Here is a 3288-nt window from a genome sequence, read left to right as displayed (position 1 = left end):
GACAGGGGAAGGTCTCAGTCTTCCTTGATGTTGTCGACATCCCCGCCCAGGGCTGCGGCCGGGCTGGACAGTTTGGTGTCCTCGGTGATGTCGATGCCCTTGGCCAGCTTGGAGTTCCAGAAGCCGTAGGCGGCGTAGATGACCGCGCCGACCGCGGCGTAGCCGCCGAGCAGCATCAGCGGCAGCGGATTGTCTTCCGCCGCATGCTGGAACATCGGGATCAGGTTCTGGCTGGCCAGGAACAGGCAGGCCAGGATGCCCAGGACGGCGGTGAAAATGCCGCCCGGGACCTTGAACGGCCGCTCCATTTCGGGGTGTTTGACCCGCAGGAAGATGACGCTCAGGCAGACGATGGCGAAGGCCGTCGCCGTGCCCAGCGACACCAGGTCGCCGAGGATGGAGATGGGCAGGAACGCCGCCGCGATGGCGATCAGGACGCCCAGCACGATGGTGCCGATCCAGGGGGTGCGGAACTTCGGGTGCACGACGGCGAAGGCCTTCGGCAGCAGGCCGTCACGAGCCATGGTGTAGAAGATGCGCGTCTGGCCGTAGCACAGCACCAGCATGACCGAGGACAGGCCGGTGACGGCGCCGACCTTGATGAGGAAGCTGATCATGTTCAGCTCGCCGCCAGGTGCGGCGGCCAACGGCAGGTCGGCCCATTCCAGACCCATGCGGTCGATGGCGACGGCCACCGGCGCCGGGCTTGCCAGCTGGAGATAGGGGACCACGCCGGTCATGACGGCGGCGACGGCCATATAGATGATCGTGCAGACGACCAGTGCGCCCAGGATGCCGATCGGAACGTCCCTCGACGGGTTCTTGGCCTCGGCCGCGGCGGTCGAGACCGCTTCGAATCCGACGTAGGCGAAGAAGATGATGGCCGCCCCGCGGAAGATGCCGCCGACCCCGAACTGACCGGGCTGGCCGGTCGCCTCGGGGATGAACGGAACCCAGTTGGAGGGATCGATATACTGGATGCCCACGGCGATGAAGGTCAGCAGGACGACGATCTTGATGACGACGATGATGTTGTTGATGTTCGCCGATTCCGAAACGCCGAGGACCAGCAGGCTGCAGACCGCGGCGATGCCGACAGCGGCGACCAGGTTGAAGGTGCCGGTGAGCGGGAAGGCCGTCGCCCCGGCATCCTGCACCAGTTGCACCAGCGGGGTGGCCCATTGGGGCCCTTCGCCGCCGGCGTACTGGATGGCCGGGAATATCTGCTGGCTTATGCCGAAATCGGACAGGATCGACACGACATAGCCGGACCAGCCGACCGCGACGGTCGAGGCCGCGACGCCGTACTCGAGCACCAGCAGCCAGCCCATGATCCAGGCGAAGACCTCGCCCAGGGTGCCATAGGCATAGGTGTAGGCCGAGCCGGACACCGGCATGGTCGAGGCGAGCTCGGCGTAGCAGAGCCCGGCGAGTCCGCAGGCGATGCCCGCGACCACGAAGCTCAGCATGATGGCCGGGCCCGCGTTGGCGGCGGCCACCTGGCCTGTCAGGACGAAGATGCCGGCGCCGATGATGGCGCCGATGCCGAGACTCATCAGATTGATCGGACCGAGCGTGCGTTTCAGCTCGCTCTTGGCCGCTTCCTTCTGGATCTGGGCTACGGATTTTCTCAGAAATAGCCGGTTCCCCGGCGGTCGACCTGTCACGGCCATTGTTGTCTTGTCCAACCGTGCGCCCCTCCCTTGAGTAGCCGACCACGACGGGCGGACGGTAGCCGCGCCCAATGGTCTGTCAACGCAGCAAATTCAGGTCCGCCGCCCCCATCGCCTTCCGCGTGGCGCCCGCGACCGCTAGACCGCGCCTGATGCTCCCCATCCACGCCGTCCTCGAACCGCTGAAAGCCGCCCTGGCCGGGGCGACCGCGGTCGTGCTGGCGGCGCCGCCCGGGGCGGGCAAGACCACGGTCGTGCCGCTGGCGTTGCTGGATCAGCCGTGGCTTGCGGGCGGCAGGATCCTCGTGCTCGAGCCCCGGCGGCTGGCGGCCCGCGCGGCGGCCGAACGGATGGCCGTGACCCTGGGGGAGCAGACCGGCGAGACCGTCGGCTACCGCACCCGGCTGCAGAGCCGCATCGGCCCGACGACCCGGATCGAGGTGATCACCGAGGGCGTGTTCACCCGGATGATTCTCGACGACCCGGGCCTCGAGGGCGTCGGCGCCGTGCTGTTCGACGAGTTCCACGAGCGCAGCCTCGACGCCGACCTCGGCCTGGCCCTGGCCCGCGAGGCCCAGGGACTGCTGCGTGACGACCTGCGGATCGTGGTCATGTCGGCCACCCTCGACATCGCCGGCGTGGCCCGGCTGCTGCACGACGCCCCGGTGATCGAGGCCGAGGGGCGGATGTTCCCGGTCGAGACCCGCCATCTCGGCCGCAACCCCGCCGAACGCTTCGAGGACGCCATGGTCCGCGCCGTCCTGCAGGCGCTGGGCGAGGAGACCGGCTCGGTGCTGGCCTTCCTGCCGGGGCAGGGCGAGATCCACCGCGTGGCCCAGCGCCTCTCCGAACGCCTGCGCGACCCCGCCGTCGACGTCGTCCCGCTGTATGGCGCCCTCGACAAGGCCGTGCAGGACCGCGCCATCGAGCCGGCCGCCCCGGGCCGTCGCAAGGTGGTGCTGGCCACCTCGGTCGCCGAGACCAGCCTGACCATCGAGGGCGTGCGGGTGGTGATCGACGGCGGCCTGTCGCGCGTGCCCCGCTTCGAGCCGTCCAGCGGCCTGACCCGGCTCGCCACCGTCCGCGTCAGCCGCTCCTCCGCCGAACAGCGGCGGGGCCGGGCCGGGCGCACGGAGCCGGGCGTCTGCTACCGGCTGTGGGACGAGGAACAGACCCGCGGCCTGATCCCGCACCAGCGCCCTGAAATCCTCGAGGCCGACCTGACCGCCTTCGCCCTCGACCTCGCCCGCTGGGGCTCCCGGTCGACCGACGGCCTCGCCCTGCTGGACCAGCCCCCCGCCGGCGCCTTCGCCGAGGCCCGCAAGGTGCTCCAGCGCCTCGACGCCCTCGACGAGACCGGCGGCCTCACCGGCCACGGCCGCCGCCTGACCCGCATCCCCCTGCCGCCCCGGCTGGCGCACATGATCGCCGTGGCCGCCGACGCCGGCGACGCCCGGCTCGGCGCCCGGATCGCGGCCGTCCTCTCCGAGCCGGGGCTCGGCGGAAACGATCCCGACCTGCGTGAGCGCCTGCGTGGCCTCGAACACGACCGCACCCAGCGCGCCCGCGACGCCCTCAAACTGACCGACCGCTGGGCCCGCGCCGCCGGGGGCGG

The 3288-nt window shown here is 70.4% G+C and carries 2 protein-coding genes; one reads left to right on the top strand and one right to left on the bottom strand.

What is annotated here, in order from left to right; all coding sequences use genetic code 11:
• Positions 1-14 precede the first annotated feature (14 nt).
• Positions 15-1673, bottom strand: a complete 1659-nt coding sequence (locus tag RDU12_RS14215) for an amino acid permease (RefSeq protein WP_300290383.1) — start codon at positions 1671-1673, stop codon at positions 15-17.
• A 152-nt stretch (positions 1674-1825) separates the two neighbouring features.
• On the opposite strand from RDU12_RS14215, the gene hrpB reads away from it, so the two are divergent.
• Positions 1826-3288, top strand: a 1463-nt coding sequence (gene hrpB, locus RDU12_RS14210) for an ATP-dependent helicase HrpB (protein WP_308685278.1), incomplete at its 3' end; no start/stop codon positions are given.

The sequence above is a fragment of the Brevundimonas sp. genome, from assembly GCF_031082345.1.
Taxonomy (GTDB): domain Bacteria; phylum Pseudomonadota; class Alphaproteobacteria; order Caulobacterales; family Caulobacteraceae; genus Brevundimonas.
This window is presented reverse-complemented; position numbering and strand designations above follow the sequence as displayed.

Excerpts from the sequence above, each read along its gene's own strand:
- RDU12_RS14215 (WP_300290383.1), bottom strand. The coding sequence starts at position 1,673 with ATGGCCGTGACAGGTCGACCGCCGGGGAACCGGCTATTTCTGAGAAAA.